Genomic DNA, 23,730 nt, shown 5'->3' with positions numbered 1-23,730 from the left:
GGGCCGGTCATCACCGGCCCCTTCTTTCTTCGAGGAATGACCATGCTGATCGCATTCAAGCTCAAACTGGCACTCGCCTGCGCCGCCGGACTCGCCGGGCCGATCGCGATGGCGCCGCTGGTCTCGGACATGACCGTCCACGGCACGGCGTCGGAGCCTGCGATCGTCAGGGTCGCAGCGGGCAGCCTGTCCTATCGCGAGGCCGGCGATTTCACGCGCGGCGGACAGCAGGCGGAAGCGCCGCTGCGCGTGATGCGCGTCGACCGGCCGCTCCACATCATGCGAAATCAGGTCTCCTCATCCGATTATCAGCTCTGTGTGCAGGATGGCGCCTGCCGCGCGCTCGATCGCGACGTCGCGGTCGCCGCCGATCGTCCCGCGGTGCAGGTGAGCTGGCACGATGCCGAGGCTTATGCAGGCTGGCTGTCGCGCAAGACAGGCCACCATTACCGCCTGCCGAGCGATGCAGAATGGGCCTTTGCAGCAGGCTCCAGATTCAAGGACGATGGCGTCGCTGTCGATGCCGACGATCCTTCGAAGCGCTGGATCAGCCGCTATGAGCGCGAATCCGAACGCGACCTTTCCGACACCACGGCCTATCCGTTCGGCAAGTTCGGCCCGAACGAGCACGGCGTCGAAGACCTCGCCGGCAATGTCTGGGAATGGACCTCGACCTGCTTCGTGCGCTCGCGCGTCGACGCCGCCGGCAATGCCGGCCGCCCCACCGTGAACTGCGGCGTGCGTGTCGCCGAGGGCGCCCACCGCGCCTATGTCACCGATTTCATCCGCGACGCCCGCGCCGGCGGCTGCGCCCAGGGCGTGCCGCCCGCCAATCTCGGCTTTCGCCTGGTGCGCGAGGAGACCTCCTGGGTCGCGAGCGTGTCGGCGCGCTGGAGCAAGGTGTGGGCGGTGAGGTCGTAGGGCGGGCCTGACTCGCGAAATAGCAGAGTCTCGGCCGCGCCTCATACTCCGTCATTGCGATGTGGAAGCAGTGCGCGTCGGTACTTCAATGAAAATGGCCGGGACAAAGCCCGGCCCTTTCCCATTATTCGCGGATCGCTAACTCAGCTGTTCTTCAGCGCCACGCGAAACTCGGCTTCGGTCTTCGCCTTGACCTCGTCGAGCGAGACGCCGTCGGCGAGCTCGATCAGGGCCATGCCGCCGTCGCCGTGCTTGTCGATGGTGAAGACCGCCAGATCCGTGACGACCATGTCGACCACGCGCTCGCCGGTCAGCGGCAGATTGCACTTCTTCAGGAGCTTGGAGCCGTCCTTGGCCGAATGCTCCATCACCACGACGACGCGCTTGACGCCGGCGACGAGGTCCATCGCGCCGCCCATGCCCTTGACCATCTTGCCGGGGATCATCCAGTTGGCGAGATCGCCGTTCTGGGCCACCTGCATGGCGCCGAGGATCGACAGGTCCATGTGGCCGCCGCGGATCATCCCGAAGGAATCCGCGCTCGAGAAATACGAGGTCGAGGGCAGCTCGCTCACCGTCTGCTTGCCGGCGTTGATCAGGTCCGCGTCCACCTCGTCTTCATAGGGGAACGGGCCCATGCCGAGCATGCCGTTCTCGCTCTGCAGGCTGACATCGACCCCATCGGGGATGAAGTTCGAAACCAGCGTCGGGATGCCGATGCCGAGATTGACGTAGTAGCCGTCACGCAATTCCTTTGCGGCGCGCGCGGCCATCTGTTCACGGGTCCAGGCCATGTGTGTCTCCTGATACGCTTAAGCGGCGGTACGCGGGCGGGTGTTGCGGAATTCGATGCGCTTCTTGGCCGTGCCGACCTCGACGATGCGCTTCACGAAGATGCCGGGCGTGTGGATGTGGTCGGGATTGAGTTCACCGGCCGGAACCAGATGCTCGACCTCGGCGACGGTGATCTTGGCGGCGGTTGCCATCATCGGGTTAAAATTGCGCGCGGTCTTGCGGTAGATCAGGTTGCCGGCGGTGTCGCCCTTCCAGGCATGCACGATGGCGAGGTCGGCGAACAGGCCGCGCTCCATCAGATACTTCTCGCCGTCGAACTCCTTCACTTCCTTGCCTTCGGCGATCAGCGTGCCGACGCCGGTCTTGGTGTAGAAGGCCGGGATGCCGGCGCCGCCGGCGCGGATGCGCTCGGCGAGCGTGCCCTGTGGATTGAATTCGAGTTCCAGCTCGCCGGCGAGGAATTGCTGGGCGAACAGCTTGTTCTCGCCAACATAGGACGAGATCATCTTCTTGATCTGCCGGGTTTCCAAAAGGCGGCTGAGCCCGATGCCGTCGACGCCGGCATTGTTGGAGACCACCGTCAGGCCCTTGACGCCGGACTCGCGGATCGCATCCGAGAGCTCCTCGGCGATGCCGCAGAGGCCGAAGCCTCCCGACATGATCATCATGTTGTCTTTCAAAATGCCGTTGAGAGCCGACTTCGCGTCGGGATAGACCTTGTTCATGCAAATAACCTTCGACTGAACCTTCGGCTTGGAGGCGGCGCGCCCTGTTGGCGGCGATTATTAGGCGAAATCCTCCAAAGCCGTCAATGATACGGGGTTCTCCGCACCGCGCCCGGGTGATAGAAGCTGCCCACACCGTGGGCAGAACCGTCCGCGGCCTTGAAAGCGACAAGAAAAACCATCAAGTTGCGGGGGTTGGGCGTGGGCACGCAGGTTTCCCGACCCGCCCTCCTGGCTCCAACGACCAACCCGATCAGGACATGCCATTGACCATGGCCCAAGGAATGAAGCGCCTCGGGACGCCGATCGCGGCGCTGCTCGGCGTCGCGCTGATCGCCCTGATCGCGACCTCATGGCTCATCAACCGCGACGCGCTGCGCAAGGCGGTCGAAGCGCAGATCCGTGACGTCACCGGGCTCGAGCTCAGCGTCGCGGGCGCAATCGACATCTCGGTGCTGCCGGCGAGCTACATCTCCTTCCGCGACGTCGGCCTCAAGGGCGGCGGCACCAGCGATCCCGCACTCCAGGTCGACGTGCTCACCGCCAATCTGCGGCTGCTGCCTTTGCTGCTGCAACGGTTCGAGATCGCCGACCTGACGCTGCTGCGGCCCCGCATCCATGTCAGCCTGAAGCCGGACGGCCAGAGCAACTGGACGCCCTTCATCCAGACCATCGCGCGCACCATGAAGCCCGGCGCCGAGAACCAGGTCTCGTTCTCCGAAATCCGGATCCAGGACGGCGTGCTCGACTACGAGGACGCCGCCACGCACGGCACCGAGAAGTTCGCGGACATCGACCTGTCGCTGGCCTGGCCTTCGATCTCGCGCTCCTTCGCCGCGACCGGACAGTTCGACTGGCGTGGCGAGCGTGTCGACGGCTCGATCAGCTTTTCCGATTTCGTCGCCGCCCTCTCCGGCGAGCGCTCGGGGTTGAAGGCGCGGATCGCCAGTGCGCCGCTCAAGCTCGCCTTCGACGGCAGCGTTGCCAACCGCACCAGCCCGATGATGGAAGGCACGCTGACGATCGACAGCCCGTCCTTGCGCAACGCGCTGCGCTGGACCGGGCAGCCGCAACCCGCCAGCGGCGGCTTCGGCCGCTTCGTGCTGAAGGCGCGCGCCAACGTCGTCGGCGCCTCGATCGCGCTCACCAACGTCAATGTCGAGCTCGACGGCAACGCCGCCGAGGGCGTCATGACCTACGCCAATAACGGCCGGCAGACGCTGCAGGCGACGCTTGCCGCCGACGCGCTCGACTTCACACCTTATATCTCCACCTTCCGCCTGCTCGCGAGCGGCGCGCGGGACTGGAACAGGCAGCTGTTCGATCTCAACGGATTGTCGACGACCGACCTCGACATGCGCCTGTCGGCAGCAAAGCTGACGGTGGGGCCGACCAGGCTCGGCCGCACCGCGATCGGCGCCAATTTGCGCAACGGCACGCTGGCGCTCTCGGTCGGCGAGGCGCAGGTCTATGGCGGCATCGCCAAGGGCTCGTTCGGCATCGCGCGCTCCGACACCGTCGCCGACATCAAGGCGCAATTCCAGTTCACCGACGTCGATCTCCAGGCCTGCGCCACCGAACTGTTCGGCCTCAGCAAGCTATCCGGCCGCGGCAACATCAACGTGTCGCTCTTCGCCTCGGGCTCGAGCCCGTTCGGCCTCGTGCAGTCGCTCGACGGCAGCGCCACCGTCACCGGTCATGACGGCGCGATCTCGGGCTTCAATGCCGAGCAGCTGCTGAAACGCCTGGAGCGGAGGCCGCTGTCCGGCGGCGGCAATTTCCGCAACGGTTCGACGCCGTACAACAATCTCACCATCGCCGTGAAATTCTCCGATGGGGTCGCGACCGCCGAAGACATCCGTGTCGAAGGGCCGGCGGCGAAGATTACGCTCACCGGCACCGCCTCGGTGCCGACGCGCGAATACGACATGAAGGGCGTGGCGAGCCTCAACAGCACGTCGGGATTCGAATTGCCATTCGTGGTGCAGGGCCCCTGGGACGATCCCCTGATCTTCCCCGATCCGGAAAGCCTGATCCGCCGCTCGCCGGCCTCCGCGCCGCTGCTCGACATGCTGAAGGATCGCAAGGGGGGCGACGCCGTGCGCTCCGCGATCGAGCGCATCACCGGCAGCGGAAAGCGTCCTCCACCGGCGGAATCGCCGACGGCGGAGAACGCCAAAGAGAACGCGAAGGAAAACGCCAAATCCAACTAGGCTGATCAACGCAGCCTTCGCGGATTTCGGTAGCCCGAGTTCAACAAGCTCGACATGCCAGCGACTTGCCAAATCCAAATCGAGCAGTGCGGCCGATTGCATCCCGGAGGCGGCGTTAAGCGGCCGATTGCGTCGTCGAAATCCAGGCCTTGTCCCCCTGCAGCACTGCTCCTCCACCGATCTTCGATCCGGCGACCTTGAGAGCGCCGCTTCCTCCCAGTTCGCGAGCCAACACCTCGCGGTCACAGGCGTCCTCCCACAGCGAAACGGTAATGGCTGCGACGCAGTTGCTGATCATGCTGGTCAGCGCCCGCGCTTCCGACATGAAACGGTCGATGCCGACAAGCAGCGCCACGCCGGTCACGGGCAGATCCGGCATGACGGAGAGGGTCGCGACAAGCGCCACGAAGCCGCTGCCGGTGACGCCAGCCGCGCCTTTGGACGTCAGCAGCATCAGTCCGAGCATCGCCGCAATCTGCCCCCACGACAGGTGGATGTCGCAGGCCTGCGCGATGAAGATGGAGGCCAGGGTGAGATAGATGGCGCTGCCGTCCAGATTGAAGGAATAGCCCATCGGCAACACGAGGCCGGACACGCCTTTCCGGCATCCGAGCTGCTCCAGCTTGCGCAGCGCTCCCGGCAGCGCCGGTTCCGACGATGATGTGCCGAGCACGATCAGCAGCTCTTCCTTGAAGTAGCGAATGGTCTTCCACAGGCTGAAGCCGTTCAGCCGCGCCAGCGTGCCGAGCACGACGACCACGAAGACGGAGCAGGCGATATAGAATGTCAGGATCAGCAGTCCGAGCGAGCCAATCGATCGAATGCCGTAGCGGCCCACCGTGAACGCCATGGCGCCAAAGGCGCCGAGCGGAGCGAGCTTCATGACGAAGCCAAAGGACACAAACAGGACCTGAGAGAAGGAATCGACCGCCTTCGTAACCACCGCGCCCCCATCGCCGGCACGGCTCAGGCCAAAGGCGATCAGAATGGAGACCAGCAGGACCGGCAGCACTTCGCCGTCGGCAAACGCGCCAAAGAAGGAATGCGGGATGATGTGCAGCATGAAGTCCGCAAATCCGGTCGCACTCGCCTGCTTGGTGAATTTCGCGGCCACCGACGGATCCAGCGTGCTGACGGACACATGCATGCCGACGCCCGGCTGGATCAGCAACACGGCGACCAGCCCGGCCAGCAGTGCGAGCACGGTCAGCAGGTAGAACAGCGCCATGGATTTCACCAGCGTGCGGCCGACCTCGCGGGAATCGCTGATGCTGTTGATGCCGCTGACGATGGTGCAGAACACGATCGGCGCGATCATCATCTTGACCAGCTTCACGAAGCCGTCGCCGAAGGGCTTCAGCGCGGCACCGAACTCAGGCCAGAGATGGCCGGTGAGGACGCCCAACATGAGACCGATCAGCACCTGGACGTAGAGGATCCGGTAGAATGGCTTTCGCGTCTCACCGTTCGCGGGCCCGACCAGCGCTTGCTTCTGCATTCTCGTTTCTCCCATGGCTCTGATTTTTCATGGCTCTGATTTTTGAAGGCTTTGAAAGCGGTCCGGCTTCAGGCTGCCAGGACGGAATGAGGGACGTGCGATCGACGGGCGAAGACATGGCCCTCGAGAATTCGCCGGGCTGTCCGCTGCACCCGGGCAACCGGGCCGGGCTCCAGCCGAACCACGAGCTGGCCGGAGGGATGGGCGAGCGTGATCGGCACCGGAGGTGCAAGCAATCCAACCATCTCTGCGGCGATCGTCCCGGGCGTCACACAGGCGGTCGCGATCGCGACGGCACCGGTCACCGCCAGCGCGCTATGGCAGTCGTGCGGCATGAAGTACCTGACGTTCAACGCCGCCCCGCTTGCAGGCGCGATCAGAACCGGCTTCGGAATCACCATTGACGCGGAATCCGGAAAACCCATCCGGCGTCCAGCCTCGATGCGCAAATGTTCGAGCCGCCCGCGGAAGGCGCCGTCGGCGAAGGCCGGAGGGGCCTCGCGGCCGGTCCATCCGAGATCTGCCGCGCGGACCAGCATGACGGGCATGGCTGCGTCGATGCAGGTCACGTCGATCCCTCCGATACGGTCGACCGGACGTCCTGTCGGCAACAGGCGACCGGTGCGTGCGCCGGCCGCGTTGGGGAACGACAGTTCGATGGGCGCGGCCGTTCCCGGTACCCCGTCGATCCGCGCCCCGCCCTCATAGGTCACCCGTCCTCCGGGAGTGGCGACCGTCGCATCGATCAGCTTACCGGTGTTGACGTTATGGATACGCACATGGGTGCGATCTGCGGTAGCGGCGACCAGGCCAGCTTCGATTGCGAACGGCCCGACCGCCGCCAGCATGTTTCCGCAGTTCGGCGAGGTATCGACGATCCCTTCGCGAACGCGCACCTGGGCAAACAGGTAGTCGACATCGGCGTCGGGCACCGTTGCCGGTCCGATGATCGCGACCTTGTTGATCACGGCATTGCCGCCGCCGATTCCATCGATTCCGAGATCGTGCCCACCTCCCATTACCGACAACAGGACCGCGTCGCGCGCGTTGGGATCGGCAGGAAGGTCGCGGGCCAGGAAAAACGGTCCGCGCGAGGTCCCACCGCGCATGACCACACAGGGAATGGCAATCTGATCGTTCATGATGTTCTTCCGTTCGGCGACATGCTCGCCTGAACCAGAGCATCCTCCCTCCGAACTCTTTTGTGAAATGCAAATATCTGAGGTATTATTTCGTCAATCGACATAATGGAGCCCTGCCATGAACGCAGAACTGCTCGACCTCAAGGCATTCATCACCGTCGCGGAGATGGGCAGCTTCGTCCGGACCGCGAAGGCGCTCAATCTGTCCCAGCCGGCGCTCAGCCGGCGCATTCAGAAGCTGGAGGAAAGTCTCGGAGCGCCGCTGCTCGAACGGTCCACGCGCCACGTCAATCTCACCATGACGGGCCGCGACTTCCTGCCGAAGGTCCGCCGTCTCATCGACGAGTTCGAGACCTCGGTGCTCGCCATCCATGATATCGGCGCGCGAAGTTCGGGTTTGGTCTCCGTGGCTGCGGTGCCGACAGCGGTGTTCTATTTTCTTCCGCGAGCGATCGGCCGGTTCGCCGAAGCGTATCCGCGCATCCGCATCCGCATTCTGGATATCGGCGCCAATGAGGGGTTGGAAGCGGTTGCGCGCGGAGAAGCCGACTTCGGCATCAATTTCATCGGCGCTTCGCATGCCGAAATCGAATTCGAGAAATTGGTTGAGGACCCGTTCGTCCTGGCCTGCCGTCATGACCATCCGCTGGCTTCGCGCAAGCAGGTGAGCTGGTCGGAGATCGTGTCGCACCGGGTCATCACCGTCGGTCGCAACAGCGGCAATCGCGCGTTGATCGACAATGCGCTGGCGCGGCATGGCCTGCAGCTGAACTGGTCTTATGAAGTCGCCCACCTCTCCGGCTCGCTTGGCCTGGTCGAAGAGGGATTGGGCATCGCTGTGCTGCCGAGGCTCGCGACGCCCGCCGCCGGTCATCCGATTATTCACACCGTTCGGCTGATCGAGCCGGAAGTGTCGCGGACGATCGGAATCGTGCGCAGGCGCGGAGCGACGCTATCGCCGCATGCCAGCCAGTTTTTGAAGATGCTCCTCGAGGCATGGCGCTCTCCTTCTCGAGCCGGCGGGCATGGCAAGCCGCGGCCCCGATCCGCTGAGGCAAGTTCGAACACGATATCGACGGGTCTAAAGCGGAAACGCTGACGGCTCGCCCGAGCGGGACGAGACCGTTCCCCAAACTGGAGTTCCTCGGAAGGCGCGAATTGATCAGGGCGAATTGATGCGGTGATTGGATCGATGCACGCGTTAAGGATCTCCGCAAGGCCCATCCCCGCGACCTATGTCTGACAACATGCCGCTAGATCGAGCTAACGCCATGCGCTAGTGTTTTATACGACCGGTTAAAAACACCGGCCGTTTGAGGGAGAAAAACGTGAAATCCAAGGTTATTGGCGCAGTATCACTGGCGGTCGCTGCGGCCGGGCTGTTTGCAGCCGCTGCACCCGCATTTGCGCAGCAGAAGACGATCACGGTCTGGTGGGGCAAGGGCTTCTATCGCTCCGAAGACGACGCACTGATCGAGACGATCAAGAAGTTCGAAGCCAAGACCGGCATCAAGGTCGAATTGTCGCAATACGCGATCCAGGACATGATTCCGAAGACGGTCGCCGCGCTCGATGCCGGCACCGTGCCCGATGTCGCCTATTCCGACTCTTATGACGTCCAGGCGCAGGGCAAGTGGGCCTATGAAGGCAAGCTTGAGGATCTCTCCGACGTGATGGAGCCGATCAAGGGGCGGTTCGTGCAGAACACGCTGGATGCGTCGATCCTCTATAACGACGTCACCAAGAAGAAGGCCTATTACGGCTTCCCGCTGAAGCAGCAGAGCATGCACGTTCAGATCTGGAACGACATGCTGGAGAAGTCCGGCTTCAAGCTCGCCGATATCCCGAACGACTGGACGGGCTACTGGACGTTCTGGTGCGACAAGGTGCAGCCGGGGATCCGCAAGGCCACCGGCCAGCGCATCTATGCCGTCGGCCAGCCGATGGGCGTGGAATCCACCGACGCCTTCCAGTCGTTCTACACCTTCATGGACGCCTACCACGTCAAGCTGGTCGATGACGACGGCAAGCTCACGGTCGACGATCCCACGGTTCGCGAGAACCTGATCAAGGCGATGAAGGATTACACCGACACCTACATCAAGGGTTGCACGCCGCCATCCTCCACGACCTGGAAGGATCCCGACAACAACGTCGCGTTCCACAACAAGACCATCGTGATGACCCACAATTTCACGATCTCGATCGCCGCGAAGTGGTTCGAGGACTCCCAGAACCAGGCGCTCACGCCCGAACAGCGCGAAGCCGGCAAGAAGGCCTACGAGCAGGACATCGTGACGGCGTCCTTCCCGAAGGCGCCGGATGGTTCGACCATCCGCTACCGCTCCGACGTCAAGACCGGACTGGTCTTCACCGCGGCCAAGAACAAGGCCGAGGCCAAGCAGTTCATCAGCTTCCTGCTCCAGGAAGAGAACGTCCGCCCCTACATCGAGGGCGCGCTCGGCCGCTGGTTCCCGGTGACGAAGGAAAGCCAGGAAAGCCCGTTCTGGCAGGCTGACAAGCACCGCAAGGCCGTCTACACGCAGTTCAAGGGCGGCACCGCGGCGTTCGACTTCACCAAAAACTGGAAGTTCACGATCCTCAACAACGAGAACGTGTGGGCGAAGGCGATGAACCGCGTCGTCAGCGAGAAGGTTCCGGTCGACAAGGCCGTCGACGAACTGATCGCCCGCATCAAGCAGGTCGCGGGTTAAATCATCCTGCCTCTCCCCGCCTCGCGGGGAGAGGTGCTAGAACAACACCGGCCGCGTTTCGCGGCCGGCATCTCTTTGAAGAGTCCGAAAAGAATGGCGATCACGCTCTCTGGCGATCAGGCACTCCCCGGCCCGCCCCTGTCGTCGCGGCTGACCCCGCCGCAGGTCTGGGGCATCGTGCTGCTTGCGCCCTATCTGCTCGTTTTCCTTGCCTTCGTGGTCTACCCCGTCGGCTACGGGCTGTGGCTGGCGCGGGCCCCGTCGAATTATGTCGCGCTCTACAACGATCCGATCTTCGCGCGCGCCGCGGTCAACACGCTGATCTTCCTGGTCATCGGCATCAACATCAAGATGCTGATCGCGCTGTTCCTGTCCGGCTTCTTCGCGGTGCAGCGCCCCTGGATCAAATGGCTCTCGGTGATCTTCATCCTGCCCTGGGCGGTGCCGTCGATCCCGACCATCCTGTCGGTTCGGTTCATGCTCAATCCCGAATGGGGCATGGTCAATCACCTCATCTTCTCCCTGACCGGCGATGACGGCCCGAACTGGCTCAACGACCCCACCGTGGCGCTCAGCATGGCGATCGCGGTGCACATCTGGAAGTCGCTGCCGTTCTGGACGCTGATCCTGATCACCGGCCGCCTTGCGATCTCGCACGATCTGTTCGAGGCCGCCGAGGTCGACGGTGCGAGCTGGTGGCAGAAATTCCGCTACATCACCTGGCCGTCGATGCAGACGCTCTACGTCACCTGCACGCTGCTCTCGATGATCTGGACGCTCGGCGACTTCAACAGCGTCTATCTGCTCACCGGCGGTGGCCCGGCCGACCTCACGCATGTGCTGTCGACCCTCGGCATCCGCTATCTCCGGCTCGACCAGCTCAGCCTGGCCATGGCATCGATCGTCTGCGCAATGCCGTTCGTCCTGCCGCTCGTGTACTTCATGATGAAACGGTTGTCGCGATGAAGCTCCCCACCCTGCGCGAAGTCGCAACCGAAGCGCGGTTGCTGCTGATCGGCATTCCCGTCTTCCTCTGGACGATGATTCCGATCTACCACATGTTCCTGTTCGCGATCTCGCCGAAGGAGGACGCATTCTCCGGCAAGCTGTGGCCGGACCATCCGACGCTGCACAACTTCGAAATCGTGTTCAAGCAACAGCACTACTTCCTGCGCGACTTCTACATACAGTTCTGGAACTCGCTGGTGATCGCGGCATCCGTCGGCGTGCTGACGCTGTTCATCGCCACCGCCGCGGCATTCTCGATCTCGCGGCTGAAGGTGCCCGGCGGGCGGGTCGTGATGAATCTCGCGCTGTTCACCTATTTCATCCCGGCGGCGTTCCTTGCCGTGCCGATGTACCGCACCATGGGCAATTACGGCCTGCTCAACAATCACTGGTCGCTGATCCTGGCGATGGTGACCATCGCCAGCCCTTACGCGATCTGGGTGCTCAAGCAGGCCTCCGACAAGCTGCCCGTCGAATTGGACGAAGCCGCCGTGATGGACGGTGCGACGACCCTCCAGATCTTCCGCCTGGTCTACCTGCCGCTGATGATGCCCTCGCTGGTCGCGATCGGCACTTATGCGGTGCTGCTGGCCTGGAACGAATATCTCTACGCGTTCCTGCTGCTCTCGAACGACCGCGAGATCACCCTCCCCGTCGCGCTCGGCAACTTCCTCGCCGCCGACGACTCGCCGTGGGAGCTGTTGATGACGACCGGCTTCATCTACGCATTGCCGCCGGCCGCGATCTACTATGCCTTCCGCCGCTACATGGTGGGCGGGCTCACGGCAGGTGCGGTGAAGTCCTGACGCGACAGGACGCATCGGGTCGCCGCAAGCAGGACGTTCGAGCGACAACGTGGACAATTGCGGGTTGTCCACGCCTGCTCTAACCTCCGTGCCCCAATGCAGGGCACGGCATCATGCGCAGCAACGACGCGATCCATCTCGGCCTGATGCTGCTGGCGCTCGCGGCGGCCTATCTGATGCCGTTCGAACTGCTCCTGCTGGCTTATGTCGTGCTGGGCCCGGCGCACTACTTCACCGAGATTTCGTGGCTGCACGACCGCAGCTACTACCTGCCACATCGCGGGATTGCGGCAGCCCTCGCAATCATCGCCGTGGTCGCGGCCCTGATCGACAACGCCTCCTGGTTCGGCTTTGCGATGTGGGGCGCGCTGATCGTCTGCGCCATGCTCGCGGCCACCACCTCGGCGATCGAGAGCATGCTGCTGTTCATGACGGCACTCGCCCTGTCCGCGATCATGTATTCGAGCGGGTCTTCGCTCGCGGTCATCGGCATCCTGATTCCGACCCTGATCCACGTCTCGCTGTTCACGCTGATCTTCATGGTGCTCGGCGCGCACCGATCCGGCAGCCGCGTCCAGGCTGCGCTGGTGGCTGTCTACCTCGTCGCGATTGCTACGATCCTGCTGCTGCCGCCAACCGCCGAAGTCCGGATCGCAAGCTTTGCCCGGGTTGGACAGGATTATTTCGGCAATGTCGGCCCGGCGCTCAGCCGGCTGTTCGGCGTACCCGGTCTCGTCCTCGACACCAGGCTGACGAGCCTGCTCGCCTTCGTCTATACCTATCATTACCTCAACTGGTTCATCAAAGCCGACGTCATCCGCTGGACCGCAGTCCCGAAGGCGCGGCTGGCGGCGATGGCCGCCGCCAGCGCAGCCTCCACCGCGCTCTACTTCTACGACTACGCGTTCGGTTTCACCTTCCTGCTGGCGCTGAGCCTGATCCATATCCTGCTGGAATTTCCGCTCGACGCCCTGGCGCTGCGGCAGCTCGGGGCGGCGGTGCAGGGCGCGGCGCGAGGATGGCACGCTGCACGAACGGCTACAGCGGCGCCGCGCTCTCGCCCTGCGAGCTCGACAGTTTCGAAGCGAGCGAGGCGATCACGATGACCACCGCGATCAGGGCGATCACCAGCGTGCAGATCGCGTTGATCTCCGGCTTCACGCCCAGCCGCACCTCGGAATAGATCCGGATCGGCAAGGTCGCCGACCCCGGCCCGGTCGTGAAGCTCGCGATCACGAGATCGTCCAGCGACAGCGTGAAGGCCAGCATCCAGCCTGCGACGATCGCGGGGGCGATCAACGGCAGCGTCACCGAAAGAAAGGCGCGGACCGGGTCGCAGCCAAGGTCCATCGCCGCCTCCTCCAGCGAACGGTCGAGCGAGCCGAGGCGGGACTGCACGACCACGGCGACGAAACACATCGTCAGCGTGGTATGCGCGATCGTCACCGTCCAGAAGCCGCGCTCGGCGTTCAGCGCGACGAACAACAACAGCAGCGACAAGCCCGTGATCACCTCGGGCATCACCAGCGGCGCGTAGAGCATGCCGGAGAACAGCGTGCGGCCGCGGAAGCGCTCGCCGCGCGACAATGCGACCGCGGCGAGCGTGCCGAGCAGCGTGGCGATGGTCGCGGAGGAGACCGCGACGCGAAAACTCATCCAGGCCGCCTCGATCATGGCGCGGTCGTTGAAGAACTCGTGATACCAGCGCAGCGACCAGCCGCCCCACACCGTCACCAGCCTTGAGGCGTTGAAGGAATAGATGACGAGGATGAGGATCGGCAAGTAAAGGAACGCCAGCCCGAGCGCGAGCGAGGCGATGTTGAAACGGGACAGGCGTGAGACCTTGCGCATGGCGTCAGCGCCCCTGTTCCAGCTGCCGCTTCTGAAGCCGCTCATACAGCAGCAGCGGCATCAGCAGCACCACCAGCAGCACGATGGCGGCGGCAGAGGCGACCGGCCAGTCCTTGTTGGTGAAGAATTCGAGCCACAGGGTCTGGCCGATCATCAGCGAATTGGAGCCGGCCAGAAGGTCCGGGATGACGAATTCGCCGACGATGGGAATGAAGCACAGCAGCACGCCGGCACCGACGCCGGGCAGCGACAGCGGGAAGGTGACGAGCCAGAACACCTGCCACGGCGGCGCGCCGAGATCGCCAGCCGCCTCCTCCAGCGCTGGCTCCATCTTGGCGAGCGTGGCGTAGAGCGGCAGGATCATGAAGGGCAGATAGGAATAGACGATGCCGATATACATCGCGCTGTCGGTGGAAAGCCAGACCAGGGGCTGGCTGACCAGGTGTAGCGCCAGCAGGATCTGGTTCAGCAGCCCGTCGTGCTGGAGGATGTTGATCCAGGCATAGATGCGGATCAGGAACGAGGTCCAGAACGGCACGATCACCAGCACCATCGCCACCGCCTGCCAACTCTTCGGCAGTCGCGCCATGCCGTAGGCGATGGGATAGCCGATCAGCAGCAGCAGCGCAGTCGCGGTCACAGCGACGGTGAGGCTGCGCACATAGGCGAACACATAGATGTCGTCGGAGACGAGCAGCTTGAAATTGTCGATCGACAGTGCGGCAAAGGCCGCCTTGAGCGCGTCCCACCCCGCCATCAGGTCGAACACCGGCTCGTAAGGCGGCTGCGCGATCGCCGTCAGCGACAGGCTGATCTTGAGCACGAACGCGAACGGCACCAGGAAGAACAGCACCATCCAGACATAGGGGGCGATCGCGGCAAAGCGCGCCGGACGCGCGAAGATACGGCGGGAGCTCATGACGGCAGCACCACGCAATCATCGGGCGTGAACCAGGCGACGATTTGCTGGCCCACGCTATAGGCGTCGACGTCCAGACGCGCGCTGTTGGCGACGGAGGCCCGTACGATTCCGCCGGTATCGAGCTTCACTTTATAGGTGGTGGTGCCGCCGAGATAGCAGATGTCCGCGATCACGCCGTCCAGGCTGTTGATCGTGGTTTCACGACCGGCTTCGCTGACCGGGGCGCGGCGCGACAACTTGATCTTCTCGGGACGAATCGCAATCGAGAATCTTCCCGCACCGACCGGTTCGCGCGGCTCGGCCACCACCAACGTACCCGCATCACGCGTACCAATGACCAGACGATGACCGTCGCGCAATCTGGTCTCGCCGTCGAACACATTGACGTCGCCGACGAACTCCGCGATCCAGCGCGAGCGCGGAGCTTCATAGAGCTCGCGGGGGCTCGCGACCTGAGCAAGCCTGCCGGTGTTCATCACGCCGATCCGGCTCGCCATCGTCATGGCTTCCTCCTGATCGTGGGTGACGACGATGAAGGTCATGCCGAGCCGGCGCTGCAGCTCCATCAGCTCGCCTTGCGTATTCTCGCGCAGCTTCTTGTCGAGCGCCGCGAGCGGCTCGTCGAGCAGCAGCAGTTGCGGGCGGCGCGCCAGTGCGCGGGCAAGCGCGACGCGCTGGCGCTGGCCGCCGGAGAGCTGATCCGGCTTGCGCTTCTCGAGCCCTTCGAGCTTCACCAGGGCGACCATCTCGGCCACACGGGCGGCGATGTCGGCGCGTGCCATGCCGGCGCGCTTCAAGCCGAAGGCGATGTTGTCGCGCACCGACAGATGCGGAAACAACGCGTAATTCTGGAACATCATGTTGATCGGGCGCTCATGCGGCAGCGCCTGCGCGATGTCCTTGTCCCCGAGCAGGATGCGCCCCTCGTCCGGCGCCTCGAAGCCGGCGAGCATGCGCAGCAGCGTGGTCTTGCCGCAGCCGCTCGGGCCGAGCAGCGCGAAGAATTCGCCGGCCTTGATGTCCAGCGAGACGCCATCCACGGCGCGGAAGGTGCCAAAGGTTTTGGCGACGCCCTCGATGCGCAGCAGCGGCTGGCCCGCCGCAGGAAGCGCATCTCCGCCGGCCGCATCAGCCGCGGCGCCTGTTCTGGGCAACTCGTCCGTCATGATCCTGCCAACCCCGATTCCGCCGCACGCTAGCCGCCGATCGTCCCTAGCTCAACCGTGCCGGGAGAGATCGTTCACATCACATTCGCCATGAACGACGCCAGCGCGTCGCGGTCCGCCGCAGGCATGGTCAAGCCCAGCTTGGAGCGGCGCCACAGGACGTCCTCGGGGAAGCGGGCCCATTCGCGAGCCATCAGGTAGCGGACCTCGGCGCCGGTCAGTTCGGGACCGAAGCCCGGGCCGAGATCGTCGCGGCTCCTGGCGTCACCGAGAACTGCGGACAACCGCGTCCCATAAGCCCCGACCAGACGCTGGGCCTCTGGCTCCGACAGAAAGCGCCAGCGGTCGCGCGCAAGGTCGACTTCGGTGTCGAAACGCTCCCAGGCAAAATCTCCGCCGGGCAGCGCGGCGCCGGCAGTCCAGGGCGGCGACATCGGATAGAACGGCGTCAGCTTCGTCACCGCCCACTCCGCGCGCAGGCGCGAGGTGGTGACGTCGCCGCCGAACATGGTGAGCAGCGGCGCCTTGCGCTGGCGCGCATGGAACAGCATCGTGCCGTCGCGGCCACGCAGGGACGCCAGCGTCAGGTTGACGCCGGAGACTGTCCGGACCACGTCGGTCGGGGCGACGCGCTGACGAAAATAGCGGCTCGCCGCTTCGCAGAGATAGCCGACGTCGGCCCCCGGCATCGCCACAATTGCGGGATCGCCGGTGAAGGCGTGCGTGACCGTGCCGATCAGCGTGAAGTCGCGCTCGAAGGGCCGGGCAAAGATCAGCCGTCCATCATTGTTCTGAAAGACGTAGACGTTCTCGGAATCGAACAGCCTGGGCACGATGATCTGGCTCGTCTGCGTGGCCGCCATCGCGGGCTGCGGCTGCCGCAGCACGGTCTCAGCAACCATTGGCGTCCAGCCGCCGGTGGCGTTGGCCAGTGCCCGCGCCGTGATGGTGCGGCGGTGGCCGCGATCGACCACCGCGAGCCGCCAAATGTCGGTTCTGTCCGCACGGACGCAACGCGCACCAGTCCGGATCGCCGCGCCATGCTCAGCGGCATCCAGCGCCGTCAGCACCACCAGGCGAGAGTCATCGACGACGCAGTCCGAATATTCGAACGCCGTACCGAACGGGCGCTTCAGCGCGTTGCCGACCGGATGATGCGTGATGTCGAGAGTGGCCGAGGGCGGCAGGCCGCCCCGGTTCGTGAGACCGTCATAGACATACAGGCCGGCACGCAGCAGCCATGGCGGCCGCTCGTCGGAATGCGCGGGGATCACGAAGCGCATCGGCCGGACCAGATGCGGCGCGATCCGGAGCCAGGTCCGGCGCTCGGCCAGGGCCCGGCGCACCCGCCGGAACCCGCGCCGCTCCAGCACCGACAGATCGCCGTGGATCAGCCGCGGTGTCGCCGACGATGCCGCGCTGCCGAGATCGCCCTGCTCGAACAGGATCACCCGCAAGCCGCGGCCTGCCGCATCACGCGCGAGGCTGACACCGTTCAGGCCGCCGCCGATGATCGCGAGGTCGTAATCCGCCATGAAGCCGTCGAATGGGAGCAAAGCGCCCCATCATCACTAGAGCCAATTCCATTCCGATGAAATCGGAACGGGGCTCTAGATTCTTATTCTGACGGTTTTTCTTGACGCGAACCGGCGTCCACTTCGCTCGAACGCTCTAGCCGGTCTTGAGCGCAAGCTCCATGACTTCAGCGCGGCCGACGAGCCCGGCATATTTCCCGATCGGCAGGGGCTTGCCGAGCAGATAGCCCTGCACGCCGTCACAGCCCTCCTTGGCGAGGAAGGCGAGTTGCTCGACCGTCTCGACGCCCTCGGCGATGATCGACATTTCGAGGCCGTGGCCGAGATCGATCACCGCGCGCACGATCGCAGCCGATTGCGGATTGCGGCCGAGATTGGTGATGAAGGCCCGGTCGATCTTGATCTTGTCGAACGGGAACGCCTGGAGATAGCTCAGCGAGGAGTAACCGCTGCCGAAATCGTCCATGGAGATGCGCACGCCGAGCGCCTTCAGGCGGCGCAGCAGCGCGAGGCCCCGGTCGAAGTCCTCGATCAACACGCCCTCGGTGATCTCCAGCTCGAGCCGGCCGGGTGCAAGGCCGGTCTCGAGCAGGATCGAATGGACGAGGCCAACCACGTCGCCGTGCATGAACTGCGCCGGGGACAGATTGACCGCGACCTGGAGCGGCTTCGGCCAGGACGCCGCCTCGCGGCAGGCCTCGCGCAGGATCCACTCGCCCATCTCGACGATCAGACCGCTCTCCTCGGCGATTGGGATGAATTCGGCCGGCGAGACCTGGCCGCGTACCGGATGCTGCCAGCGCGCCAGCGCCTCGAAGCCGATGATCTCGCTCTCGGCAACGCTGTGGCCGGCGGCGCCCTGGGGCTGGAAGGCAAGCGAGAGCTCGCCGTTCTTGATGGCCACCGACAGGTCCTGGTGCAGCACGCGGCGGTCGCGGATCTGCTGGTCCATCTCCGGCTGGAAGAGGCTGATCGTGCCGCGCGACTTCTGCTTGGCGCGGAACAGCGCCGCACCGGCATTGGCGAGCAGCGAGGCGCCGTCAGTGCCATTGTGCGGGAAGATCGACATGCCGGTGGTGACGCCGGCGCGGACCGCCCGGCCGTCGATCTGGAAGTCCTTCGCGACGGCGTCGCCGATCTGCTGCGCCAGCGCAAGACCCGCGTCCGGCTGCTTGCCGTCGATGATCAGTCCGAATTCGTCGCCGGACAGGCGCGCCACCACGCCGCCACGGGCGGAGTCCTGGAGCCGCTTGGCCACCTCGATCAGGAGCTTGTCGCCGAGCGCATGACCGAAGACGTCGTTGACCTCCTTGAGGCCGTCGAGGTCGACGCAGAGGACGGCGAACTCCTCGCCGGTGCCTTCGCAGGCCTCGATCATCTGGGTCAGCGCCTGAAGGAAGGCGGCGCGGTTCGGCAGATCGGTGAGGCCGTCGTGATAGGCCATGTGCGCCATGCGCGACTCGGTCTGCCGGCGGTCGGTGACGTCCTCGTGGGTCTTGATCAGATATTGCGGCTCGCCGGTATCGCCGAGCACGGTGGCGCGGCGGGTCAGGAACAGCCGCAGGCCGTCCTTGGTGGAGATCGGATGCTCCTCGGTGATCATCCCGCGTTTCTTGATCGCGGCCTCGTCGCGCGCGATGATCAGCTTGGCTTCCTTGGGGTTGAAGATGTCGGACGCGGTCAGGCCCGTGGCCTCCTCGCGCCGGCGGTTGAGGATTGTCTCCGCGCTGCGATTGGCGAGCAGATAGCGGCCGTCCTTGACCTGCTCGACGATCAGCGCCACCGGGATGTTGTCGACCACGAGCTCGAGGAACTTCTTGGTGCTCTCCAGCTCCTGCGACAGCGACCGGCGGTCGGTGATGTCCTCGAACACCAGCAGCAGAAACTCGGGCTTGTTGCTCTCGTTGCGGACCACGATCCGAATCGAGGCGACCATGCGCCGCTCGCCGCCGCGGTCGACCTCGAACTCGTTGCGGAACTGGCCGTCCGGGGAGTTGAGCGCCGCCCGGTCGGTCGCCTCGATACTGGCTGCCGAGACCGGCGCAAACAGCTCGCGTGCGTTCTTGCCGACGGCATGATCCCGCGAGAACCCCCAGAACCGCTCATAGGCGCTGTTGGCGAAGATGTAGCAGCCGTCCTCGATGTTCTTCGCGGCCACGCAGGCCGGCACATGGTCCAGCACCGATTCCAGGAATTGCTTGGTGGAAGCGAGCTGTCGCGACAGCTTGCGCTGCTCGCTGACGTCCAGATGCGTCGCCACCGAGCCGCCGTTCGGCAGCACGAAAAACTTCACCAGGATGGCTCGCCCGTCGGGCAGCTCGGTGACCAGGCCGTTGTGGCTCGCCGCCTTCTCGTAGAATTCGTCGTCGGAGATGCCGCCGAGCACCCCGCGCTTGCGCCGGAGCTTAAGAAGCTCATGGCCGTCCATATTGGCCCAGAGTTCCGACCGCGTCAGGCCGTAGATCTCGAGATAGCGGTCGTTGCAGAAGATGATACGGCGCTGCGCATCCGTCATGACCACGCCCTGATTGAGATTGTTCATGGCGGAGGAGACGAAGGCGTTGCGCCGCAACTGTAGACGCCTGGTCCGGCGCAGCGAGGAATGGATCCACAGTACGATCGCGCCGAGGAACGCGCAGACGACGATGCCCGCGATCAGGACTTCCCAGACCACGTTGGGATCGAGCTGGCCGAGATAGCTCGGCGCGGCGAAGCCATCCGACAGCGCAAAGGCGCGCGCGGGCGCAACCGTGCCGGCCAGGCACACAACGGCCTGCACAGCAATCGGAAGCGTGCTGCCCTCGTGCCAGTTCTTCTCAGCCATCAGCCACCCGCGATTTCAACGTCGGATTGTCTGGCTTCACGCGTTTGGATCGGGTAAACGCCTGTACGCGCAACAGAAAAATGTGACGTGAAATACGGCAATTGCCCTGACATGATAAATTCTTCCTTAACGGAAAACGGCCGCGCGGCATTCTCTCCAGGCCTGATGCCACCGGCGCCTCCAGCGGACCTCCTGCACAACCATGGATAAGGTCGATTGCGTCGTCATCGGAGCCGGCGTGGTCGGGCTCGCGGTGGCTCGAAAGCTTGCGCAGGCCGGACGCGAGGTCATCGTGCTCGAGGAGGCCGAGGCGATCGGCACCATCACCTCCTCGCGCAACAGCGAGGTGATCCATGCCGGCATCTACTACCGCGCCGGGAGCTGGATGGCGCGCATGTGCGTCGACGGCAAGCACGCGCTCTACCGCTACTGCGCCGAGCGCGGCATCCCGCACAAGAATTGCGGCAAGCTGATCGTCGCGACCAGCCCGCAGGAGACCGAGAAGCTGCAATCGATCAAGGCGCATGCCGAGGCCAATGGCGTGCTCGACATGCAGCAGCTCACGGGCGAGGCGGCACGCGCGCTGGAGCCGGCGCTGGCCTGCGACGCCGCGCTGCTGTCGCCATCGACGGGCATCATCGACAGCCACGCCTACATGCTCTCGCTGCGCGGCGAAGCCGAGGAAGCCGGCACGGCGTTCGCGTTTCACACGCCGCTGATCCGCGCCAAGGCGGCGAACGGCCTGATCGAGATCGACGCCGGCGGCGAGGCGCCAATGACGCTGCAATGCGCCCTCCTCGTCAACGCCGCGGGGCTCTCGGCGACCAATGTGGCGCGCAACATCGACGGCATGCCGCTGGACCGAATTCCGCGCGCCTATCTCGCCAAGGGAAATTACTTCAGCTGCAATGCCAAGGCGCCGTTCTCGCGCCTGATCTACCCGGTGCCCGAACCCGGCGGGTTGGGAGTGCATCTGACGCTGGACATGGCAGGCCAAGCGCGCTTCGGCCCTGACGTCGAGTGGATCGAGACGATCGACTACGAGGTCGACCCGTCACGCGCCGAGCGGTTCTACCCGGCGATCCGCAAATACTGGCCGACACTGCCTGACGGCGCGTTGATGCCGAGCTATTCGGGTATCCGGCCGAAGATCGTACCGCCCGCGGTGGCCACGCAGGACTTCCTGATGCAGGGCCCGCGCGATCACGGCGTCGCTGGCCTGATCAATCTGTTCGGCATCGAATCGCCAGGACTGACGTCGTCGCTCGCGATCGCAGATCACGTCGCCGAGCTCGCAGACATCTGAAGCGTTTTCGAGCGACGTGGATATCAGTTCGCGGCAAGACAACGCGTTGCGACAAAAACCAAACACCGCGCAAACTTCTTTGCACGGTTTCTCACCTTTGTTGCAGGGATGAGCGCAAAAGCTCCCACCCCTGCGGGATAGGGGTATGTTCAACTCTACGCTGTTACGGGGGTTACTAGTGGAGCGTGTCGCCGTGCCTCAGACGCTCGATCTGGTCCTTGACCATCAACTTCCGGCGCTTCAACTCAACAATTTGCAGGTCGTCTGTTGAAAGGTGCACGAGAGCTTCGTGCAATTCGTTTTCGAGAAGTTTGTGCTTCCGCTCCAATTCAACGAGATGTGCCTGAATTGTCATTCGAAACCTCCTCGGTAGGGTTGAACCTCAGGATTCGATCCGGACAAGGAAGTGTACATCAGCGATTCGTTCTGTCGATGGGTAACCGTCGCCGCAGCTTCATTTTTGAAAATTCATATGTAACGAAGCGTGAGTAAAGGAACCGCGCGGGAAAAATCCATGATATCAATGCGCTTGCGCAGCGCCGCAGCGATCAGCGGAAATATGTCGCTGGAGATCGGCGAACGATGGTCGCAGATCGCTTGCGATCACGCCGCGCAAGGACGATAATTTCCACAGGGCATCCACAGCCTTAATCCCACGCCTATCGGTTTTCGGCCACCGCAGACATGACCAATGAAGACGAGCGTGAGCTCGAAGCCGAGCTCACCCGGTTGCAGCAGGAACACCGAGATCTCGACGCGGCGATCGATGCACTGCATCAATCGCCCGCCCCCGACCTATTGCGGTTACAGCGCTTGAAGAAGCGCAAGCTGTTGTTACGAGACCGCATCGCGTTCATCGAAGACCAGATCACCCCCGACATCATCGCCTGACCTGCGATCCGGCTTTCCCTCGCGCGGATGAATCCGCTTGACTCCAAAAGAACAAAATAGGAACATTTGAGGACCCCAGCGCCCCCAGAAAACGCCCAGGACAACTGACAAGGACAATGCAGATGTCGACAGCCGCCCTTCTCGACAACAGCCATTATGAACAGGCCTGCGATCAGGCGATCGCGATGTGCGACGGCAATCTGCGCAGCACCATCAAGGCGCTGATCATGGCCAACGAATATCTGGAGGCCGAGCTGGAGGAACTGCAGGCGGCGATTTCCGCCGGCTGCATTCCGGACACCTCGCGCAGCAAGATGCGGAGCAAGAGCAGCGCCGCCTGAACCGTCAGCTATCGGAGTCGATCATGCCCGACGTCACCTACTACGTTGCATTGCCCTTCCTGATCGACGAGGACGGATCGCCGGTGGCGGGTGCTGCCGAGGAATGCCAGACATCGGCTGCCGCCCTGCGTCGTGCGGAAATGCTGGCGCACGGCGCCGGCCATATCGGCGCCGTCGCCTTCAGCCGCAGCGGCGATCCTCTGACCGGCGAGTTTGGCGACGCCAAATTGCTGCGGAAATTCGGTAACGTACCGCCAGATCTCAGCGCGCTTTAGCTGCCGACCAGCCTGACCCCCGGCTCGTGCCGCCGGTGCGCCTTGCGCACATACATGGCGGCATCCGCCTCCTCCAGGGCGCGGCCCGGGTCGGACTGCGCCCCCAGAAGCGCGACACCGGCGGAGGCGCCCGCGGTCACCTCCTGGCCGCGAAAGACAAAGGACAATTCGTCGACCGCCTGCTCGAAGATGGCCGCCTTCGCCTTGGCGTCGGTCTCGCTGAGATTCCAGAGCAGCAGCGCGAACTCGTCGCCTCCGAGCCGGCCGACCACGTCGGAGGCACGGACCTGCCGCGTCAGCGTGGCGGCAATCGCCTTGAGCACCTCGTCGCCGGCGCCATGACCGAACGAATCGTTGATCGGCTTCAACCGATCGACGTCGAGCACGATCAGCGCCCCGCTGGCGCGGTAGCGCTTCATGTAGGCGATGGCGCGCGCGAGCTCGCGCTCGAAGCCGCGCCGGTTGGGGATATCGAGCAGGAAATCGGTGTCTGCCGCAGCTTCCAGTTCCACGACCCGGCGCTGCGCCTCCTTGAGCTTGGTCCGCAAGCCCCGGATCGTCGTCCTGACGGCATCCTTGGCTCCCTCATCGCCCGACGCGCCGCGCGTCGGCGGCCTCGCCGAACGCCTGGTCAGCCGTTTTGGGGCGGCTTTGGGTCGGCCGGCACTGGTTTTCCGGCCCTTTTTGGCCTTCGCAGCGCCCGCCCTTTTTGGTTTCTTCATGGGCATCCTGCTCAATGAAGGCTTGCGGGGATTCACCAAGACAGGATAGTGGATTCCCTTCTCCTTGCCACCGCC

22 protein-coding genes are annotated in these 23,730 nt (G+C 64.2%); 11 read left to right on the top strand and 11 right to left on the bottom strand.

The annotated features are described in order from the left end of the window. Window positions 1-42: 42 nt before the first annotated feature. Complete coding sequence (locus XI03_RS11310; RefSeq protein WP_095426774.1) at window positions 43-921, top strand: SUMF1/EgtB/PvdO family nonheme iron enzyme; 879 nt, start codon at window positions 43-45, stop codon at window positions 919-921. Between the two features lie 143 nt (window positions 922-1,064). On the opposite strand, the gene XI03_RS11305 is transcribed toward XI03_RS11310, so the two are convergent. Continuing rightward, entirely contained in the window at window positions 1,065-1,715 is a 651-nt protein-coding gene (locus XI03_RS11305; RefSeq protein WP_028140271.1) for a 3-oxoacid CoA-transferase subunit B, read from the bottom strand. A gap of 18 nt (window positions 1,716-1,733) precedes the next feature. Continuing rightward, entirely contained in the window at window positions 1,734-2,441 is a 708-nt protein-coding gene (locus XI03_RS11300; protein WP_028140272.1) for a CoA transferase subunit A, read from the bottom strand. 272 nt (window positions 2,442-2,713) lie between these two features. Between XI03_RS11300 and XI03_RS11295 the strand changes: the two genes are divergently transcribed. Continuing rightward, window positions 2,714-4,654, top strand: coding sequence for an AsmA family protein (locus XI03_RS11295; RefSeq protein ID WP_271592192.1), 1,941 nt, complete (start codon window positions 2,714-2,716; stop codon window positions 4,652-4,654). A 115-nt stretch (window positions 4,655-4,769) separates the two neighbouring features. Here the strand turns inward: XI03_RS11295 and dctA are convergent, their stop codons facing one another. Together dctA and XI03_RS11285 are read right to left on the bottom strand one after the other, a co-directional pair. Continuing rightward, window positions 4,770-6,152, bottom strand: coding sequence for a C4-dicarboxylate transporter DctA (dctA, locus tag XI03_RS11290; protein WP_271592178.1), 1,383 nt, complete (start codon window positions 6,150-6,152; stop codon window positions 4,770-4,772). Window positions 6,153-6,220: 68 nt separating this feature from the next. Then, on the bottom strand, window positions 6,221-7,294 hold the full coding sequence (locus tag XI03_RS11285) for a 4-oxalomesaconate tautomerase (protein ID WP_028140275.1): 1,074 nt from the start codon (window positions 7,292-7,294) through the stop codon (window positions 6,221-6,223). Window positions 7,295-7,412: 118 nt separating this feature from the next. Here XI03_RS11285 and XI03_RS11280 point away from each other — a divergent pair, with 118 nt between their 5' ends. The 5 genes from XI03_RS11280 to XI03_RS11260 all read left to right on the top strand — a co-directional run bounded on the left by XI03_RS11280 (window position 7,413) and on the right by XI03_RS11260 (window position 12,928). After that, a complete protein-coding gene (locus XI03_RS11280; protein ID WP_271592177.1) occupies window positions 7,413-8,393 on the top strand; it encodes a LysR family transcriptional regulator in 981 nt (326 codons plus the stop codon). Window positions 8,394-8,622: 229 nt separating this feature from the next. Next, window positions 8,623-10,008, top strand: a complete 1,386-nt coding sequence (locus XI03_RS11275) for an ABC transporter substrate-binding protein (RefSeq protein ID WP_028140276.1) — start codon at window positions 8,623-8,625, stop codon at window positions 10,006-10,008. Between the two features lie 93 nt (window positions 10,009-10,101). Continuing rightward, a complete protein-coding gene (locus XI03_RS11270; RefSeq protein WP_028140277.1) occupies window positions 10,102-10,974 on the top strand; it encodes a carbohydrate ABC transporter permease in 873 nt (290 codons plus the stop codon). Beyond that, on the top strand, window positions 10,971-11,822 hold the full coding sequence (locus XI03_RS11265) for a carbohydrate ABC transporter permease (RefSeq protein WP_018317827.1): 852 nt from the start codon (window positions 10,971-10,973) through the stop codon (window positions 11,820-11,822). The genes XI03_RS11270 and XI03_RS11265 overlap by 4 nt, the downstream gene beginning before the upstream one ends. 113 nt (window positions 11,823-11,935) lie before the next feature. After that, window positions 11,936-12,928 carry a hypothetical protein gene (locus tag XI03_RS11260; RefSeq protein WP_152102407.1) on the top strand — a complete coding sequence of 331 codons (993 nt, stop codon included), beginning with the start codon at window positions 11,936-11,938 and terminating at the stop codon, window positions 12,926-12,928. On the opposite strand, the gene XI03_RS11255 is transcribed toward XI03_RS11260, so the two are convergent. The 5 genes from XI03_RS11255 to XI03_RS11235 form a co-directional block, all read right to left on the bottom strand. Further along, window positions 12,861-13,673, bottom strand: a complete 813-nt coding sequence (locus XI03_RS11255) for an ABC transporter permease (protein ID WP_028140278.1) — start codon at window positions 13,671-13,673, stop codon at window positions 12,861-12,863. The genes XI03_RS11260 and XI03_RS11255 overlap by 68 nt on opposite strands. A gap of 4 nt (window positions 13,674-13,677) precedes the next feature. Beyond that, a complete protein-coding gene (locus XI03_RS11250; protein ID WP_028140279.1) occupies window positions 13,678-14,592 on the bottom strand; it encodes an ABC transporter permease in 915 nt (304 codons plus the stop codon). Next, a complete protein-coding gene (locus tag XI03_RS11245) occupies window positions 14,589-15,761 on the bottom strand; it encodes an ABC transporter ATP-binding protein (protein ID WP_271592176.1) in 1,173 nt (390 codons plus the stop codon). The genes XI03_RS11250 and XI03_RS11245 overlap by 4 nt, the downstream gene beginning before the upstream one ends. Before the next feature lie 74 nt (window positions 15,762-15,835). After that, window positions 15,836-17,296, bottom strand: coding sequence for a glycerol-3-phosphate dehydrogenase (locus XI03_RS11240; protein WP_271592191.1), 1,461 nt, complete (start codon window positions 17,294-17,296; stop codon window positions 15,836-15,838). 136 nt (window positions 17,297-17,432) lie between these two features. After that, window positions 17,433-20,120, bottom strand: coding sequence for a sensor domain-containing protein (locus tag XI03_RS11235; RefSeq protein ID WP_271592175.1), 2,688 nt, complete (start codon window positions 20,118-20,120; stop codon window positions 17,433-17,435). Window positions 20,121-20,322: 202 nt separating this feature from the next. Here XI03_RS11235 and XI03_RS11230 point away from each other — a divergent pair, with 202 nt between their 5' ends. Continuing rightward, complete coding sequence (locus XI03_RS11230) at window positions 20,323-21,426, top strand: NAD(P)/FAD-dependent oxidoreductase (protein WP_038948423.1); 1,104 nt, start codon at window positions 20,323-20,325, stop codon at window positions 21,424-21,426. A 175-nt stretch (window positions 21,427-21,601) separates the two neighbouring features. Here XI03_RS11230 and XI03_RS11225 read toward each other — a convergent pair whose 3' ends face one another. Continuing rightward, the gene (locus XI03_RS11225) at window positions 21,602-21,781 is read right to left on the bottom strand and encodes a YdcH family protein (protein ID WP_026201910.1); all 180 of its coding nucleotides are present in this window, start codon (window positions 21,779-21,781) and stop codon (window positions 21,602-21,604) included. Window positions 21,782-22,110: 329 nt separating this feature from the next. On the opposite strand from XI03_RS11225, the gene XI03_RS11220 reads away from it, so the two are divergent. The 3 genes from XI03_RS11220 (at window position 22,111) to XI03_RS11210 (ending at window position 22,933) form a co-directional block, all read left to right on the top strand. Further along, window positions 22,111-22,317 carry a YdcH family protein gene (locus tag XI03_RS11220; protein WP_008546179.1) on the top strand — a complete coding sequence of 69 codons (207 nt, stop codon included), beginning with the start codon at window positions 22,111-22,113 and terminating at the stop codon, window positions 22,315-22,317. Window positions 22,318-22,439: 122 nt separating this feature from the next. Continuing rightward, window positions 22,440-22,658 carry a hypothetical protein gene (locus XI03_RS11215; protein ID WP_028140284.1) on the top strand — a complete coding sequence of 73 codons (219 nt, stop codon included), beginning with the start codon at window positions 22,440-22,442 and terminating at the stop codon, window positions 22,656-22,658. 23 nt (window positions 22,659-22,681) lie between these two features. Then, entirely contained in the window at window positions 22,682-22,933 is a 252-nt protein-coding gene (locus XI03_RS11210) for a hypothetical protein (protein WP_028140285.1), read from the top strand. Here XI03_RS11210 and XI03_RS11205 read toward each other — a convergent pair. Next, complete coding sequence (locus tag XI03_RS11205; protein WP_271592174.1) at window positions 22,930-23,655, bottom strand: GGDEF domain-containing protein; 726 nt, start codon at window positions 23,653-23,655, stop codon at window positions 22,930-22,932. The two genes, XI03_RS11210 and XI03_RS11205, sit on opposite strands and share 4 nt — an antisense overlap. Window positions 23,656-23,730: the final 75 nt, after the last annotated feature.

This window comes from Bradyrhizobium sp. CCBAU 65884 (genome assembly GCF_028128835.1).
Lineage (GTDB): Bacteria > Pseudomonadota > Alphaproteobacteria > Rhizobiales > Xanthobacteraceae > Bradyrhizobium > Bradyrhizobium ottawaense.
The sequence above is the reverse complement of the archived record's forward strand: the minus strand, read 5'-3'. Positions and strand labels throughout refer to the sequence as shown.

Bases quoted from the DNA above. Each gene is read 5' to 3' on its own strand.
- XI03_RS11310 (WP_095426774.1), top strand. From the start codon at position 43: ATGCTGATCGCATTCAAGCTCAAACTGGCACTCGCCTGCGCCGCCGGA.
- XI03_RS11305 (WP_028140271.1), bottom strand. From the start codon at position 1,715: ATGGCCTGGACCCGTGAACAGATGGCCGCGCGCGCCGCAAAGGAATTG.
- XI03_RS11300 (WP_028140272.1), bottom strand. From the start codon at position 2,441: ATGAACAAGGTCTATCCCGACGCGAAGTCGGCTCTCAACGGCATTTTG.
- XI03_RS11295 (WP_271592192.1), top strand. From the start codon at position 2,714: ATGGCCCAAGGAATGAAGCGCCTCGGGACGCCGATCGCGGCGCTGCTC.
- dctA (WP_271592178.1), bottom strand. From the start codon at position 6,152: ATGCAGAAGCAAGCGCTGGTCGGGCCCGCGAACGGTGAGACGCGAAAG.
- XI03_RS11285 (WP_028140275.1), bottom strand. From the start codon at position 7,294: ATGAACGATCAGATTGCCATTCCCTGTGTGGTCATGCGCGGTGGGACC.
- XI03_RS11280 (WP_271592177.1), top strand. From the start codon at position 7,413: ATGAACGCAGAACTGCTCGACCTCAAGGCATTCATCACCGTCGCGGAG.
- XI03_RS11270 (WP_028140277.1), top strand. From the start codon at position 10,102: ATGGCGATCACGCTCTCTGGCGATCAGGCACTCCCCGGCCCGCCCCTG.
- XI03_RS11265 (WP_018317827.1), top strand. From the start codon at position 10,971: ATGAAGCTCCCCACCCTGCGCGAAGTCGCAACCGAAGCGCGGTTGCTG.
- XI03_RS11260 (WP_152102407.1), top strand. From the start codon at position 11,936: ATGCGCAGCAACGACGCGATCCATCTCGGCCTGATGCTGCTGGCGCTC.
- XI03_RS11255 (WP_028140278.1), bottom strand. From the start codon at position 13,673: ATGCGCAAGGTCTCACGCCTGTCCCGTTTCAACATCGCCTCGCTCGCG.
- XI03_RS11250 (WP_028140279.1), bottom strand. From the start codon at position 14,592: ATGAGCTCCCGCCGTATCTTCGCGCGTCCGGCGCGCTTTGCCGCGATC.
- XI03_RS11245 (WP_271592176.1), bottom strand. From the start codon at position 15,761: ATGACGGACGAGTTGCCCAGAACAGGCGCCGCGGCTGATGCGGCCGGC.
- XI03_RS11240 (WP_271592191.1), bottom strand. From the start codon at position 17,296: ATGGCGGATTACGACCTCGCGATCATCGGCGGCGGCCTGAACGGTGTC.
- XI03_RS11235 (WP_271592175.1), bottom strand. From the start codon at position 20,120: ATGGCTGAGAAGAACTGGCACGAGGGCAGCACGCTTCCGATTGCTGTG.
- XI03_RS11230 (WP_038948423.1), top strand. From the start codon at position 20,323: ATGGATAAGGTCGATTGCGTCGTCATCGGAGCCGGCGTGGTCGGGCTC.
- XI03_RS11225 (WP_026201910.1), bottom strand. From the start codon at position 21,781: ATGACAATTCAGGCACATCTCGTTGAATTGGAGCGGAAGCACAAACTT.
- XI03_RS11220 (WP_008546179.1), top strand. From the start codon at position 22,111: ATGACCAATGAAGACGAGCGTGAGCTCGAAGCCGAGCTCACCCGGTTG.
- XI03_RS11215 (WP_028140284.1), top strand. From the start codon at position 22,440: ATGTCGACAGCCGCCCTTCTCGACAACAGCCATTATGAACAGGCCTGC.
- XI03_RS11210 (WP_028140285.1), top strand. From the start codon at position 22,682: ATGCCCGACGTCACCTACTACGTTGCATTGCCCTTCCTGATCGACGAG.
- XI03_RS11205 (WP_271592174.1), bottom strand. From the start codon at position 23,655: ATGAAGAAACCAAAAAGGGCGGGCGCTGCGAAGGCCAAAAAGGGCCGG.